This is a genomic window from Holzapfeliella saturejae, assembly GCF_037546065.1.
GTDB classification, from domain to species: Bacteria; Bacillota; Bacilli; order Lactobacillales; family Lactobacillaceae; genus Holzapfeliella; species Holzapfeliella saturejae.
This window is the reverse complement of the sequence record NZ_JAWMWG010000004.1, coordinates 35,764-50,417: the sequence shown is the minus strand read 5'-3', so window position 1 is coordinate 50,417 and position 14,654 is coordinate 35,764. Positions and strand designations below refer to the sequence as shown.

Annotated in this window: 15 protein-coding genes; 5 read left to right on the top strand and 10 right to left on the bottom strand. The window is 34.6% G+C overall.

Annotation, left to right across the window (positions count from 1 at the left end; translation table 11 throughout):
* Window positions 1-175 precede the first annotated feature (175 nt).
* Entirely contained in the window at window positions 176-1,018 is an 843-nt protein-coding gene (locus tag R4Y45_RS06540; protein WP_339970374.1) for an arginase family protein, read from the bottom strand.
* 83 nt (window positions 1,019-1,101) lie between these two features.
* On the opposite strand from R4Y45_RS06540, the gene R4Y45_RS06535 reads away from it, so the two are divergent.
* Window positions 1,102-1,929: a MerR family transcriptional regulator gene (locus tag R4Y45_RS06535; RefSeq protein WP_339970373.1), complete on the top strand. Its 828-nt coding sequence runs from the start codon at window positions 1,102-1,104 to the stop codon at window positions 1,927-1,929.
* A gap of 72 nt (window positions 1,930-2,001) precedes the next feature.
* On the opposite strand, the gene R4Y45_RS06530 is transcribed toward R4Y45_RS06535, so the two are convergent.
* The 3 genes from R4Y45_RS06530 to R4Y45_RS06520 all read right to left on the bottom strand — a co-directional run bounded on the left by R4Y45_RS06530 (window position 2,002) and on the right by R4Y45_RS06520 (window position 4,559).
* Window positions 2,002-2,817, bottom strand: a complete 816-nt coding sequence (locus tag R4Y45_RS06530; RefSeq protein ID WP_339970372.1) for a 2-keto-4-pentenoate hydratase — start codon at window positions 2,815-2,817, stop codon at window positions 2,002-2,004.
* A gap of 352 nt (window positions 2,818-3,169) precedes the next feature.
* On the bottom strand, window positions 3,170-3,442 hold the full coding sequence (locus tag R4Y45_RS06525; RefSeq protein WP_339970371.1) for a hypothetical protein: 273 nt from the start codon (window positions 3,440-3,442) through the stop codon (window positions 3,170-3,172).
* 289 nt (window positions 3,443-3,731) lie between these two features.
* On the bottom strand, window positions 3,732-4,559 hold the full coding sequence (locus R4Y45_RS06520; protein ID WP_339970370.1) for an Rgg family transcriptional regulator: 828 nt from the start codon (window positions 4,557-4,559) through the stop codon (window positions 3,732-3,734).
* A gap of 98 nt (window positions 4,560-4,657) precedes the next feature.
* On the opposite strand from R4Y45_RS06520, the gene R4Y45_RS06515 reads away from it, so the two are divergent.
* Window positions 4,658-5,908, top strand: coding sequence for an MFS transporter (locus tag R4Y45_RS06515; RefSeq protein WP_339970369.1), 1,251 nt, complete (start codon window positions 4,658-4,660; stop codon window positions 5,906-5,908).
* Window positions 5,909-5,959: 51 nt separating this feature from the next.
* Here R4Y45_RS06515 and R4Y45_RS06510 read toward each other — a convergent pair whose 3' ends face one another.
* The 5 genes from R4Y45_RS06510 to thrC all read right to left on the bottom strand — a co-directional run bounded on the left by R4Y45_RS06510 (window position 5,960) and on the right by thrC (window position 10,553).
* The gene (locus tag R4Y45_RS06510; RefSeq protein WP_339970368.1) at window positions 5,960-7,093 is read right to left on the bottom strand and encodes a C39 family peptidase; all 1,134 of its coding nucleotides are present in this window, start codon (window positions 7,091-7,093) and stop codon (window positions 5,960-5,962) included.
* 138 nt (window positions 7,094-7,231) lie between these two features.
* Window positions 7,232-7,666, bottom strand: coding sequence for a GNAT family N-acetyltransferase (locus R4Y45_RS06505; protein WP_339970367.1), 435 nt, complete (start codon window positions 7,664-7,666; stop codon window positions 7,232-7,234).
* Window positions 7,667-7,759: 93 nt separating this feature from the next.
* Window positions 7,760-8,194 carry an ACT domain-containing protein gene (locus tag R4Y45_RS06500; protein WP_339970424.1) on the bottom strand — a complete coding sequence of 145 codons (435 nt, stop codon included), beginning with the start codon at window positions 8,192-8,194 and terminating at the stop codon, window positions 7,760-7,762.
* The gene (gene thrB, locus R4Y45_RS06495; RefSeq protein WP_339970423.1) at window positions 8,169-8,954 is read right to left on the bottom strand and encodes a homoserine kinase; all 786 of its coding nucleotides are present in this window, start codon (window positions 8,952-8,954) and stop codon (window positions 8,169-8,171) included. Before thrB ends, R4Y45_RS06500 begins: the two co-directional genes overlap by 26 nt.
* 123 nt (window positions 8,955-9,077) lie before the next feature.
* Window positions 9,078-10,553, bottom strand: coding sequence for a threonine synthase (gene thrC / locus R4Y45_RS06490; RefSeq protein ID WP_339970366.1), 1,476 nt, complete (start codon window positions 10,551-10,553; stop codon window positions 9,078-9,080).
* Between the two features lie 112 nt (window positions 10,554-10,665).
* Here thrC and R4Y45_RS06485 point away from each other — a divergent pair, with 112 nt between their 5' ends.
* From R4Y45_RS06485 to R4Y45_RS06475, 3 genes are all read left to right on the top strand, one after another.
* Complete coding sequence (locus R4Y45_RS06485) at window positions 10,666-11,853, top strand: homoserine dehydrogenase (RefSeq protein ID WP_339970365.1); 1,188 nt, start codon at window positions 10,666-10,668, stop codon at window positions 11,851-11,853.
* Window positions 11,850-13,166: an aspartate kinase gene (locus R4Y45_RS06480; protein WP_339970364.1), complete on the top strand. Its 1,317-nt coding sequence runs from the start codon at window positions 11,850-11,852 to the stop codon at window positions 13,164-13,166. The genes R4Y45_RS06485 and R4Y45_RS06480 overlap by 4 nt, the downstream gene beginning before the upstream one ends.
* 146 nt (window positions 13,167-13,312) lie before the next feature.
* A complete protein-coding gene (locus R4Y45_RS06475; protein ID WP_339970363.1) occupies window positions 13,313-13,852 on the top strand; it encodes a DUF5067 domain-containing protein in 540 nt (179 codons plus the stop codon).
* Window positions 13,853-13,857: 5 nt separating this feature from the next.
* On the opposite strand, the gene R4Y45_RS06470 is transcribed toward R4Y45_RS06475, so the two are convergent.
* Window positions 13,858-14,583: a C39 family peptidase gene (locus R4Y45_RS06470; protein WP_339970362.1), complete on the bottom strand. Its 726-nt coding sequence runs from the start codon at window positions 14,581-14,583 to the stop codon at window positions 13,858-13,860.
* Window positions 14,584-14,654: the final 71 nt, after the last annotated feature.

Genomic DNA, 14,654 nt, shown 5'->3' with positions numbered 1-14,654 from the left:
CATGTTGTGTTTTTGTTTTTTGTATTGTTAAAATTACAACATGTTTTTTAATAAAAAGCAATAACTTTTTTATATTATTTTAATTTTTATATCATAATTTTAAGGAGTTTCTTAATTAAAACAACTAATTTTTATCCCTAAACACTGTTATATCAACGAATTATTGGTGTTTATATTAATCCTTAAAAATCGGAAGTTTATTAAATAATTTTTTTAATGCTATCGCGTCCCATGGTAAATATTCAGCAACTGTTAAGCCGACAATATCGTTAGTTTCAGACAGTTGCTCTAATAAGTGTCCAACATCAAGCAATGATAATGCCCCCGAACTAGCTGGATAGTCAGTCTTTCCTGGTTCAGAAAAATAAGTTGAATGAAATAACTCAGGTGATAAAGCATCTAAATCAAAATGAATCGCAAGTTTTTTAAATTGATGTTGCGAAATCCATTTTTGGATAGCCTCAATATCAACACTCACTTGGCTAGCAATATTTAACTGATTCAACACAACTTTTTCATCATCATTGGGTTCTTGTAAACCAACATAAAGAACAGAATTCGGTGATAATGGATGCTGAACTTCTTTTTGGAGTTTTGGATCACCTTGATGAACAAGGTTTCCCAACACCATTGCATGTTCATTGGTAAATAATTCAGGATTAGAAACATCTGGATGGGCATCTATCCAAATCACACCTAAATCTTCTCCATATTCACCGCTTAGATAATCAAATGGTGCTTGAGAAACTAAACAAGTTCCGCCGAGTGTAATGATTTTATCGGGATTATTTGCTTCAATAGCTTCTTGAGCTAACCTCATGTTATTCAAAACATCCGACTGACCAAAAACACCATTTTCAGTTGTTAATGTTTTTGTAGGTGGTGCTATATCAAGTCTTACTTCTTGTTGATGGTTATTTTTTGGAACTAAATGTGTCAATAGCTCCGCTCCTGTATAGTATTCTGGACGATTACCACCTTGCCAATCTGGTGCAATTAAACGTAAAGTTTTAGTCATATATTAGCCTTCTTTCTAAAATTTGATATAGTAAGGCTAAACCCTATAGTAACTATAGAGTCAACCCGAAAGGAGAAAAAATTTTGGACTACTTAACTATTGGTGAAGTTGCTAAGCTAGCAGACATTTCAGTTCAAACACTTCGCTATTATGACAATATTGATTTGTTTAAGCCAGAGTTTACTAACCCACAAAATCATTACCGCTATTATGGTATTCGGCAATTATTTTATTTAGAAACGATTAAATATCTAAGAAGGTTGGATATCTCTATTAAACAAATTAAAGAAATTATTGTTTTACCACCAAAACAACTCAGCCACTTTCTCAAAAACTATCGCCATGAAATTGATCAACAACTTACTGAACTTCACGCCATTAAAGCATTATTAAATAATCAAATTGAGTTATTAACTGACCAAAATTTACTACTCAGCTATCCAGATGGCGAAGTTTATCAAAGAAAAATTGACTCAAGGCAAGTTTTAACCTTGCCTGATGTTGCGACTGTGACACCTGAGGTTCAACCTGACCTCTACTTTAGAGACCTCTACGCACAACTTGATCAACAAAACTTAGATGCCAAAGCCTATCAGTATAACTGTGTCTTTGCCCTTGATGACTATCAAAGACTATCTAATATTCACTATCAGTATCTTTTTGTTACGATTCTTAATCCTCATTCAAGTTTTGATTCGGACCTCATCAAAACTTTAGATGAAGGTCATTATCTTTGTATCAAGTTCAATTGGAATTTAGATAACTATTTAACTTACTTAAAACGACTAAAAAAGGCTTACCAAACTTTGAGAGGTCATCAAAAAGCTCAGGTTATTGAAGTTTCATCACCTAATCACAGTAGCAGTGATCACGAAGAAAGTTTTGTTACAGAATTACAAATTAAACTATAACTTTGCATCAAAAAAGACTGTCTGAAATTCAGACAGTCTTTTTTTGAGTGTATTTATAATGAACAAAATGACTTAATCAGTTACTTTGAAGCGGACATCTTCAAAATAATCGTTAAACTTGACATGCCAGTTACCTGAAGTTACTGCAACTGGTAATAAAAATGTACCTGAAGATACACGTTCGCCAGCTGACAGTTTTACCCCTTGTTTGGCTAGTTTATCAACTAGCCATTTTAATGCATTTAGTGGATTCCCTAAAACTTCTGCTGAATTCCCCGCAGCAACCTCTTGATTATCATGGAACAATTGGCATGACACACGGCTTAGCTGTTCCATTGAAAAGTTCGAAGTTTCAAGCTCTTTGCCATAAACAACGTATCCACCAACCGCTGAATCTGACATCACTAAATATTTGGATAAACTCGGAAACCACTCTGCAAATCTAGAATCAGGAACCTCCACTCCTGGTGCAACACTTGTCTTAGCTGCTAATTCTGCTAAAGAGTCACTTGGACTTAAATCAGATTTTACACGAAAAACTAATTCAACCTCTGCTAATGGTGCCATTAAATCTTGTTTCATCCGCAATGTTTTACCACTTTTGACAAAATGAGAGGCAACTTGAGCTCCATAAAGCGGTTCATCTGAATCAAACATTTTTTGTGTTTCTTGACTTGTTAGGCTGACTTTATAACCTCCTAAGGGCTCATTTTTTAGTGCCATAACGCGTCTTTGTACACGATAAGCCGCTTCTTCTGTTTTAACAGCTTCTTCGTAATCGGCCATCTGTAATGATGATTTAGTTTGATAAGCTTGATATAAGTCTTGTGCGACTTTTTCTTCTAATTGAGATAATTGTTGATATTTTTCCTTTAAATTAACTGTCATAATAAGCTCTCCTTTTGAGTTAGGATCACTTCTTAATCCTCAAACGACCAAAAAGTGGCCTAACATAGTTAAATTCATAATATTAATTGGACCTTCATCTGAAATGTGACTAATCGCAGACTCCATGTCGACCACCTCCTGTTAGTTTGTTGTTAAAAAGGACAATTACAATTGGCCTATCACTTAACTTGTTACTTAGTGTAACGTATAAAATTAAAAAGTCAACATCTATTTTAATTTATTTTTAATAAAAAAGTCCACAAATTTAGTGGGTAAACACTGCATTTGTGGACTCCATAATTAATAATCGCTACTTATTTCATGACACTTTTATTTACATAATAATTTTACTCTATCCGCTGGAAAAACGAACGTTAATCATTGTTTGATGTGCTTCAAAATTTGAAGAATATCGCATTTTTTCGAATTCAGATTTTAATCGAGTTAAATGAATTCGGTGGCGAGAGACTCGGTCTGCTAAAGCTTCAGCTGTTACCTGTTTGCTATATTTAGACATTAATTTTGTTTTCTGCTCACGAAAGACTTGACGTAATGATGTCATGTATCCTTTCGTGGGTTTCGGTTTGGTTAACGTTGCATTTGTTGCTTTGGCTTGTGCAGTCATAGTAATCTCTCCTTACATTGGTTAGCCACCTACATCCGTAGGCGGTCTAACAGAATCATAAAGGTGTTGATCTTGCTTCACCTCTAAAAAATAATCATCGGTTGAACTTGCAATCGCAGATTCCATTGGAACCACCCCCTCTTTCAAATTGTCCTCATTAATTCAATAATGATTTTTCGAAATAGCTGATACCCTTTGATGTGAGCTCTTAACTAAATCTTGTTACCAATTATAACCGGTTAAATTAAAAATGCAACCCTTAAATTCAGTTTTTTTTAATTTTTTCAGTTTAATTTAACAATCCCTTGATTTCATCAGCAATTAACTGACTATTTAAATACTTGGCAATCTCTAAAACTTGGTTAAGATCTTGTTTTCCTTTTTTCTTATCAATAAACAAAAATAAAATTTTAGCTCGATAATATCGACTAAGCAGTTGATAACTCATCAACTTAAATTCGCCTAGAATCTGATTATCTAAAAAATCAAGATATGTATTGGCCAAATTAAAATCTTGATTAGCAATCATACAATCTACACTATTAACGATAACTGTCGCTACTATTTCGTGACTGTTTTTGAAGTAGCCATAACGTGAGTAGACCTTTACTGCCTCTGCTAATAGTTGTTTCAACAAGTCGTATGGTAAAACGTAACAATTATTTGCAAAAAATTTCAGGTCAGCTAGTGTCCATAATGACAATTCTGAAAAATAAGTAGTAACTAAAGTCAGTTCTTCTTTACTAAGGTCTTGCTGATTTTGATAGTCCTTTAATAGCCGAAAACTTGCTAATTTTAAACGTTCAATTTTAACTGAGCTTTGTTCTAGTGAGCGAATTTGTTGATTAAATAATTCTCGTTTATTTTGATTCCAACTTTGGCTCGCTTCATACTGATAATACAGGGAGGGAGAAGGTTCATAATTAGCTTTAATCCACAAAAATTCTGAGAAGCTCAGCATTAGATGAGCTAAAACATTAGCAAATTTATCAGCTGCCAATTGCCGTTCTCCTTTTTCAAACTTAATCGCATTCGTCTTAGAACATACACCTGTATAAACAGCTTTAAAACTCAAATTTTTGCCTTGTCTAATTTTTTGAATAACAGGTCCATACATCGAACTCCTCCTTAATTGGTCAACTTTTGTTGACTTTATTTCATTTTAGCTATCTTATCACAGACAATAGGCTTATTAAATTTAAAGGAGTGACTGACATGTTTAACCTCATTCGTAAGCAACTACTATTTCTCAAAGAAAATCCGGGATTTACACAGTTAGCTAGTATTAATCTTTTTTCAAAAATCGGTGATAGACTCTTCTACACGGTTCTCTTATCCATTGCGGCTACTCTTCCCAAACCGCATCTTGCCATCACTATCATTGCTATTTCTGAAACCCTGCCCTTACTGTTGGGTATTTTTTTAGGCAGTTTAGCTGATCAAAACCCTCATAAGCCTAACCAATTGATTCGGACTGGATTTCTTCGCTTTGCCTTATATTTATTTATCGGTATATTACTTAATTACACACCAACGATGACATTAATTTTAAGTATTGCCGCGTTCAACTTTTTATCTGATTTACTTGGCAACTATTCATCAGCTCTCATAGCTCCTTTTACCAAATTGATGGTCCAACCAGCTGACATGCCAAAAGCTCAAAGCCTTATTAGCATTACTTCTCAGCTACTAAGTGCTATGGCAACATTTTTAGGAGCTTACTTAATGACGATTTTTCTGCCCAAAACAATTTCTGGGCTAAATGCCCTTATCTTTTTGATTGTAGCCATAGGGTTTTGGCAATTAAAAGCCAAGCTTGTACCTTACAACCAGCAACTGTCAATTCAAAAACAGCCAAGCTGGAAGTTAATTAAAACTAACTTCCGTAGTTTAGTAAACAACAAACCCATTTTAAATGATTTGCTTCAATTAGCTTTGCTCAATGGGAGTTTAGGTGGATTAACACCGATTTATGTTTTATTTTTGCAAAGTAACGCTCCTATTTCAGCTGATACCAGTGCTCTTATGATTTCGCTATTATCAGCTACAATCACTATTTCTATGATTATAGGTAATAGTCTCAGTTCTATTTGCTTAACCAAAATTTCAACTCGAAATCTAGCACTAGTGGCTAATGGTTTTTTAATACTGCTGGGGCTTGGATTTTTAGTTAATCAAGTCGCTATTATTTTTTTATCTGTTGGAATCACAGGTAGCTTAATTGGGATTATCTCACCTCGATTTACCACACTAGTTATCCAAAAATATCCAGCAATACAACTAGGGGGTATCATTACAACTGTTAATTCAGTCCTTGTTATAATGCCACCCATTACCAGTTTCATCTTTCCACTACTAGCCTCAACCAATAGTTACTTCAGCTATTATTTCTTTATTGGCTATGCTTTAGTGACTATTATCCTTAACTTTTGGTTAGGTTATCTAACAAAAAAACCACTTCATTAAGAAGTGGTTTTTCATAACATATTATATTATGAAATGATATATTGTACGCTATTATTTAGTAAAAGCCCAAATATGCATCATATCTTTTTGAATTTCAGCAGGACTATAAATCGTCAAACTGTGATTTTTATCTGGACTATCATTTGGATCAAGTAATCTAATCCCGTTATCGTCAGCATAAGATAGCACCATTAAATGGCCACTTCCAGTAAACTGACCAGGACCAACCGAAATAACAACAGGAATCCCTTGTTTCAAGTAAGGTATTGCGTTGTTGATGTCATTACCTAAATCGTGAAATTGATAACCAAATTGTGTCGCAAAATCTGGAAAAATATCCCAAGATGTACCTTGGCCATCAATAAAGTAACGACTACCTGACCAATTCAAAATATCTGCAGGAGATGTTTTGATTGAGTTGTCAAAGAAGGCACTAACCATTGCTAATGATGTAATTGCACAGCCATTCTTATCAAGAGTTCCATCTCCTGTTCCGTAAGGTAAACTCTTATAACGTTCATCAGTTTGTAAAATCAAATGAGAATTTAAACTGTCTTGCTTTAATTTAGCTGAAGTTTGCTGAGCAAATAATTGTTGTGGGTTAGTTGCTGGTGCTTCAGGTTCAATTTGTTGATTATCATTTTTATCTTCACGTTTTTCTTCAATCTTGATTTTAGCATAATCACCATTTACCCACTGATTAGCACCAATTTCATACCAAGTTTTACCGTGAACAACACGTCTTTTATAAGCATGATAGTCTTGTTGATGTTGCACAATACCAGTTGCTTGTGTGCTGTTTGGTTCTGACCAGATTCTTAAATTGTATCCTGGAATATAATCAATAGTCACCGTCGCATCCATTGCTTGTTCTGAGTTTTCACCCAATAAGTCAGTATATTTGGCCATCACATATTCATTATTTCCTACTAAATAATAAGAGTGACCTTGTGGATCTTTTGCTTCATTGTGAACTAACCATTGACCATCATTTGGTAAATAATTCTTAACTGTTGGGTTAGTTGTCACGTTTTGCCATGATGCTATTTTTTGGCCATCGATGTAGTTACCCGTTGCAATTTGCAATCCGGTATCAGCTTTTACTTCGTGTTGTGTTGCTGTTGCAACTCCCAATACTAAAGATGCCAGTGTTAAAGTTGAAACTAGTTTATTTTTTTTGTTCATTGTAACTTCTTCCTCCGTTACGCTACCTCATGTAATCATGATAATTCTAGCAGAGTATTGTTACTAAATCGTTACAAAATGAATACATTATGGCGAAAATATAATATATTATACTACAACATATTAAACGATATTATACTATTTTAAAATCATATTAATATGTGGAATATTATCTTCTAAATACTCAGGAGAACTCACTTGAAAACCAAAACTGCCATAGAATTTCTGCAAATAAGACTGGGCCGCAATTTGAATAAGTTGATTGGGAAATCTTTGATTAATCTCATCTAATACTGTTTGCACCAACTTTTTGCCTAATTTTTGTTTTCTAAATGTTCGTGTAACTAATACTCGACCAAAACTAATAAAGTCGCCTTTGTTTAAAATACGGGCATAAGCTGCCAATTCATGATTGTCTGTCCAAAACATAACATGGATGGCCTGATTATCCCAATCATCAACTTCTTGATAGGGACTTTTTTGTTCGACGACAAACACTTTGGTCCGTTCTTTTAAAATAGTCAATAATTCAGCTGGTGTTAGTTCTGCTGTTTCTTTAATTTCAACTTTCATCCTTATCCCTCTTTTCTCCATAAAAAAGCATCGATTATGACTTCTTAATAGAAATTATAATCGGTGCTTTTTAAAATTAAAATGCGTATGACCTTATTCAATAGAAACTAATTCAACTTTAGTCGCTCCTGAAATTTGGTCAATCGCTTCAAGTAATTCATCAACCGTGCAAGTCAATTCACTAAAATCAAGTGAAATCATCACACTCGCAATTTGATGAATCGGGATATTTTGATTAATGGTTAAAATACTCGCATTCTTTTCAGAAATAATGCTCAATACTTTAGATAAAATACCCTTTTGATGATCTAACATAAACGAGATAACTGCTTTTTTATTCCAATCTCCTCGTTCATTATTAAAAACTAAATCTTTATATTTATAATACGTTCCTCGACTAATCCCGACTCTTTTAGTCGCTTCACTCACTTGTGTTACTTCGCCAGTATCAATGAGCTTTCTTGCTTGAATGACCTTTTCATAAGAGTCCGGCAAGATTGATTTATCGACTATATAATACTTGTTTATCATTTTGCACCTTCGCAACTATTCCATTTTGTTCAACTTCAATTGGTTTTACTGTGAATTTAGCAAACTTTTCAGTCAAAACCTTTACTATTTTAGCACGTTTTTCATCATTAGGTGAAATGAACATCATTGTCGAACCACTACCACTTAAGTAAATTAAACTATCATGGCTTTTCGCAATTTGTTCAATCTCGTCATATTCTTTAATCAGTGGTGTCCGATAAGGTTGGTGCATTTTATCTTTTAAAGTTGCTGCTAACTTTTCAAAATCACCTTGGGCTAAAGCTTGTACTAAGGCTAAGCTGTGACTAATTTGAAATGTAATATCAGCGTAAGTAAGCTGTTTGGGTAAAGCTTGTCGAGCTTCTTTAGTACTCATTTTATAATCGGGGATAATCGCTGTAAATTTTAAATCTGAACTAACTTCATATTGTGTCAATTCAACTTTATCGCCATCTAAAAAAGCTGAACAAAGCTTACCATAGACTGCTGGTGCAATATTATCTGGATGCTTTTCAATTTGTGTTGCTAATTTAACTAACCTATCGTTAGTAAAATCTTGATCAAACCACAATCCAGCTGCTTTAATTCCAGCAACAATACAACTTGCTGAACTACCCAACCCTCTTGAAACGGGAATATCACTATCAATTGTTAGTTTTAAATGTGGGACTTCTTGGCCTAAGTAATCACAGCCTTTCACAAACGCTTGATAGACTAAATTGCTATCATTTTGATAAGTCGAATCACACCCTAAAATTTCTAACTACTTTGAGCTTGATTCAAAAGTAAATGTACTAAAAATATTGACTGCTAGACCTAGGCAGTCAAAACCTGGACCAATATTGGCACTTGTAGCTGGTACTGTGATTTTAATCATCGATTACAACTCCTTTGCTTTAGTTTTGACATAATCACGCATTTCATTAATTGATAAACTATCTTGTTCTGTGGTTTGAATCCCGAATAATTCTTTAATCGCATCAGGTGCCGTAAAGCCAGTTTGACGTTCAACTGCCATAATCTTTTGCATGGCATCGACTTCACTAACTTCCCCCATAACTGCTTCATAAACCGTATCAATAAATTTATATGGGCTAGCCGTACTTAATAAGATGTTAGGAATATCAGAATCTGGCTCTTCAAAGTCACGCACTACTTTATACCCACAAGCAGTATGCGGATCCATTAAGTACCCTGTTTCTTCATATAAATCGTGAATCATTTCTTTGATTTCTTCATCTGTACAAAAACCACAAGCAAAATCCTGTTTAATTGCGGCTAGTAAATCAGCATCAACTTGGAATTGACCCGTTGTTTCTAAGTCTGACATTAACTGCTGAATTAATTCCGTATCTTCACCACTCTTGTAATAAAGTAGTCTTTCAAAATTACTTGAAATTTGAATATCCATACTTGGTGCAACGGTTTTAAAGAACGGACGATTGCGGTTATACTCGCCATTTTCAAAGAAATCAGCAATGACGTTATTCTCATTGCAAGCAATGATTAAACGATTAACAGGTAATCCCATTAATTTGGCATAGTAACCCGCTAAAACATCACCAAAGTTTCCGGTTGGCACCGTGAAGTTCACTTTATCTCCCGCTTTAATCTTGCCTTGATCAATTAATTGCTTGTAAGCATTAAAGTAATAAACAACTTGCGGAATCAAACGGCCAATATTGATTGAATTCGCACTCGATAGGCTAATCTTATCTCCTAGTTCTTGACTTAGCTGGGCATCATTTAGAATTTGTTTAACTTTAGTTTGAGCATCATCGAAGTTTCCTTCAATTGAAGCTAAGTTAGTATTGTGGCCAAAAGTTGACCGCATTTGTGTTTCTTGAACAAAACTAACGCCACCATTAGGATAAAAAACCGTAATACCAGTGTTGGCATTATCTTTAAATCCATTTAAAGCAGCAGTTCCAGTATCACCACTTGTCGCAGTTAGAATCATCACTTTTTCTTGGTCATCTAACACATATTGCATTAGTTTAGGTAATAACTGTAAGCCCACATCTTTAAAAGCACTGGTTGGCCCGTGGAAAAGTTCAAGCACATAAAAACTATCGACTGCTTTTAATGGCGCAATTTCTGGACTATCAAAGGTTTGATCATAAGCACTATCAACACTTTGATTAATCTCATCTTGTGTAAAATCAGGTAATAATCTTGTTAAGACTTGTTTCGCAATATCTTGATAACTCAAGCCACTTAATTGGTTGATATCTAATGGGTATTTTTGGATTTCAGGTAACACAAATAGTCCCTTATCTTTTGAGAATCCCTGAAAAATAGCACGCTTTGCTGGCAGTGCGACTTGATGATTTCTAGTACTGGTATATTGAGGCATAAATAATCTCCTTAACTTTTGTTGCTTGTTCACTATGATTATGATAAAGTGTTTATTAAATAAAAACAAGTGTTTATTATAAATAAACAAAATTTCAAGGAGGTCTTTATTGATGAACATTGCGATTTTAGGTTTTGGTACCGTTGGAACGGGTGTTTATGACATTATTAAGAAAGGAAATACGACACATACCCAAAATCTAACCGTGTCTCACATTTTTGTTCGTGAAACTCGGACAAAGGACTTACCTGAAATGACCGCTAACATTGATGATATTTTATTGAATGATGATGTCGATGTCGTTGTTGAAGTAATGGGTGGGATTGAACCTGCTCATGACTATATTTTGAAAGCCCTTCAAAATGGCAAACACGTCGTCAGTGCTAATAAAGCTGTTATTGCCAAATATATGGATGAATTTGTCAAAACAGCCCAAGATAATAATGTGGATTTCTACTTTGAATCTAGTGTTGCAGGTGGTATCCCTTGGATCAAAAACTTAGAACGTTCTCTTCGTATTGATAATGTGTCAAGTATTAGTGGTATCTTCAACGGAACCAGTAACTTTATTCTTGACCAAATGAAGAAAACGGGTCAGCCTTTTGCCGATATTTTAAAAGAAGCTCAAGATTTAGGTTATGCTGAAGCCGATCCAAGTGCTGATATTGATGGCTATGATATTGAAAACAAATTATGTATTAGTTTTAATCTAGCTTACAATACTTCAATCAAACCAAGTGCTGAGTTACCATGTTTTGGTATCCGCAATATTACAGATCAAGATATCAATTATTTCAACGAGCTGGGCCTAATTGTGAAGTTAATGGGTAAAAGTCGTCGTGCTCAAAATGAATTCGACTACGTTATTGAGCCTACACTCTACAACCCAAGCCAAGTTGAATCCAGTATCAATGATAACTTTAACTATGCCAGTTTAAATGGTGACACCATTGGCGAACTTGGTTTTATGGGACAAGGTGCTGGTAAATTTCCAACGGCTAATGCGGTTGTTCAAGATATTTTAGATATTGTTGACCAAACACCGCGTGTTATCCCAGCTGAAAAATCAACACTTAAACTCAACACTAATCTTTCACTGACTGATTATTTGGTTCGAACAAGTGCAGATTTATCACAATACGTTAATTCAAGCCAAATTAAGGCGGTCAATAACATTTATTCACTAGTTGAATCTATGCCTGCAGGAAAAATGCACCAAGCAATGGCTCAACTACTAAAAGAAGATAACCAAGCCTTTATGGTTAATATTGCAGCAAATGATAAGGAGCGGGTCTTATGATTATTGCAAAATTTGGCGGTAGCTCCTTAGCTAGTGCTCATCAATTTAATAAAGTAAAAGGTCTCGTGCAAAATAATCCAAATCGCACACATATTGTCGTCAGTGCCATGGGGAAAGATGAAGCAAATCCGGTTAAACTTACCGATGAGTTAATTGCTCTTTATGATAATCGAGCTAATGATGAGTTAGCTGCTGAACACTTTGAACGCATTAAAGCACGTCTTTTAACATTAAAAAAAGACCTTGCTTTGACAGTTAATCTTGATTATCAATTGGAAGACTTTTATCGTAACCTCAATCACTTGTCTTACGCAGAATGTGTGAGTCGTGGTGAATACTTTACTGCTCAATTAATGGCTGAGTATTTGGGCTATCAATTTGTCGATGCCATTGACTTCTTAGTCCTTAACCAAAATCAAGTGGATTTAAAAGCTTCACAAGAAAAATTCGCTGCTCTTAATTTACAAGCTACTCCCTGCGTTTTCCCTGGCTTTTATGGCTTAGATAATCATGGACACATTCAACTCATGCCAAGAAGTGGCAGTGACACATCGGGATCAGTTATTGCTAACTTACTCAATGCTGATTTGTATGAAAACTGGACAGATGTGGCTGGAATTAAAGCTGCAGATCCTCGCTTAATTGCTAACCCAAAACGCATTGAACAGCTAACTTATGATGAACTACAAGAACTCGCTTATATGGGACTATCGGTTTTTCAAGAAGATGCCATTAAGCCAATTAAAGATAAACATATCAAAACCGTCATCTTAGATACCAATCATCCTGATGCTTTGGGGACAACAATCTGTGACTATTCCTCTCATCAACTCATTACAGGACTTGTTGGTCAACAAAATCATGCGTTAGTCCATATCAAAAAATTTAGTTTGAACCGTGATTTTTCTAACTTCGTTGAAATTTTACAGCTACTGGATAACCTTTCACTACGTCCGTCCTATACTTTTTCAGGAAAAGATCATATCGATTTAGTTGTGTCAGATGAACAACTGCATCAACGAAAAGATGAGTTAATTAATCATTTGCATACTCTGTTTTCAACGGATTGTCAGATTGAACTAAAAGAAGGTATTTCATTGATTGCGGCTGTTTCAGATAAATTTTCAGACAAGCCCTACTTAGTCAGTGATTTAATTGAACAGTTAAATCAAAACCAAATTGATGTGCAATTTGTTAATCAAAGTCGAACAGATGTTAAAGTTTTATTTGGTGTCAAAAATACGGACTATCTGAAAGCTTTACAGTTGTTATATCGTTATGTCGAAAAAAAAGAGAAAATTAACTTAACTTAATTAAAAAAGAAGCTTCCCTAGTCAATTGCTTGAAGAGCTTCTTTTTAATTTGTATTTATTAAGTTACATTAAAAATACTAAAAAATAACTTTCTATTAGCTATTTTTTGTTATACTAATACAATAATTTTTATCTGGAGGTATCCCATGAAAAAACTACTAAGTGCTGGTTTATTACTTAGTACTCTAGCTCTTGCTGGCTGTTCATCAACCCTTTCTAACAACAACTCTAGCCAAGGCAATTCAAGTGCAACGAGCTCACAAACTTACACTAATACTTCATCATTCAAAAATAATGTCTTTGAAAACAATGATGCTAAAATTGAGATTGTCAAAACACAAGTCTCACAGCCTGGTGGTGAAGTCAATGAACTTGGCGGAAAGCCCGCTTTTGTTATTTGGTATAAAATCACCAACAAGTCGGGGGCTGAATTAACGCCTGGTTCCTGGTTGAATTACTTTGATGCTTATCAATCAGACAGTGGCACTGAAAGCAAACTAACCAATCCACCTATGCCACAATATACAAACTATACAAGAAATATGGTTAATAGTATTAAAAAAGGCGAAACAGCCGAAAATGCTGTTGCTTATGAACTAACTAATACTACGCAACCTGTTAGATTAGTTGCACAATCTGCTTTATCACAAGAAAAGTTCGGCGAACAAACTTTCAATTTAAAATAGACTGATTATGTAAAAACCCACATATTTTTGAGTTCGGTTTTAATTTCATCTGGCGTATAAGCCGTTAAACTATGCTTTTTAGTCTCATCATCATTTGGATCAAGTAGGTGAATCTTACCTTCATTATCCAAACTTGTTAAGACCATAATATGACCGACTTTGGTAAACTTACCTGGATTAACTGAAATAACAACAGGAATATTGTCTTTCAGATAAGATAGTGCTAAATCTAGGTTATCTGTTAAATCAGCAACATGATAACCATAGGTTTTAGCGAAATCATCAAATATTTGCCAAGAAGTACCATAATCTGTGAAGTAACGATTTTGTGCCCAATCTAAAACTTGGTTAGGTGTAGTCGTTTTGTGATCAAAGTAGGCGTTAATCATAGATAAAGCCACAATTGCACAACCGTTTTTATCTAATGTATGATAATCGCCATGTCCGTATTCTAGTTGAGCAAAGCGTTCATCTCGCTGCAAAATTAAATTAGCATTCAACTGCCGACTTTCAAGTTCTTTTCTTGCTTCAAGTCCGTAAAGTTTTACTGGATTTGCGGCCTGTTCTTGTTGAACTGCAGCTGACTGTGACTGTTTAGATTGAGATAATGATTGCTCAAGTGCTTGTTGATAATCTTGTTGGCTTTTTTGTCGCCAAAAGACACCCGCAACCACAATAATAAGTAGGACAATAAAGGTACTCATTATCCTAAGTTGATTTTTTTTGCTCATGATAGCTCCTCAGTATCAAAATAAGTTAGATATCTAACAGTTTATCATATCTTTTATAGAACGATAACTCC